Consider the following 423-nt stretch of genomic DNA (forward strand, 5'->3'; position numbering starts at 1 on the left):
TTCCCAGAGCGTGATCAACAAGGACATGCTCGTGCGCAGCTGGGGCTGGCTCGGCACCGTCTCCGCGGCCCTCGTCATGACCGCCTTCTTCTACGTCCTGTGGCGCGCGGGCTGGCACCCCGGCGACCCCACCGGACCGGGAAGTCCCCTGCACCACGCCTACCTCACCGCGACCACCGCCACCTTCGCGGGCATCGTCACCTGCCAGGTCGGCACGGCCGTCGCCGCCCGACCCGACCACGCGGCCCTGCGCGACATCGGGTTCTTCACCAACCCGCTGCTCCTGGCCGGCATCGCCTTCGAACTCGTCTTCACCGCGGCGCTCGTGTACGCGCCGCCGCTCCAGAACCTCTTCGGCATCGCCGCCCTCCCGCTGGACGTAGTCCTCCTCATTTCTGCCTTCCCGCCGCTCGTCTGGGGAAC

General features: G+C 70.0%; 1 protein-coding gene. It reads left to right on the top strand.

Features of this window, described 5'->3' with window-relative positions; all coding sequences use genetic code 11:
* Positions 1-423: cation-translocating P-type ATPase C-terminal domain-containing protein (locus G3I78_RS49070; RefSeq protein WP_203616564.1), on the top strand; the 423-nt coding region annotated here is incomplete at both ends.

The sequence above is a fragment of the Streptomyces sp. SID13726 genome, assembly GCF_010548375.1.
Classification (GTDB): Bacteria; Actinomycetota; Actinomycetes; order Streptomycetales; family Streptomycetaceae; genus Streptomyces.